This is a genomic window from Pseudomonas sp. C11 (genome assembly GCF_034683865.1).
GTDB lineage: Bacteria > Pseudomonadota > Gammaproteobacteria > Pseudomonadales > Pseudomonadaceae > Aquipseudomonas.
The window spans coordinates 1-245 of record NZ_JAWIIP010000073.1; the positions used below are offsets into that span (position 1 = coordinate 1).

Annotated in this window: 1 protein-coding gene; it reads left to right on the top strand. The window is 50.6% G+C overall.

The features are described from left to right. Positions 1 to 37: 37 nt before the first annotated feature. A partial coding sequence (locus tag VC352_RS24970) for a hypothetical protein (protein WP_322982172.1) occupies positions 38 to 245 on the top strand: 208 nt, incomplete at its 3' end.

Here is a 245-nt window from a genome sequence, read left to right on the forward strand (position 1 = left end):
CGGTATGTGTCGCCCAAAATGTAGACGAGAGCCTAGCATGAGCATGGCCGAGCCGGTTTTTTATTATATCAATCAGGTGAATACTCAGATACTATTGATAGCGCCGAGTTCATTTTCCTGTCCAGTTGCCGAGTCATGCTGCATGAGCCTGCTGGCCGTCTTGCTGTTCAATGAGTTCTTGTGTGTGGCCTGGCGGCTGCGTCACGGCGATTTAGGCTATATAATCCCGCCCTTTGTCAAAGCCG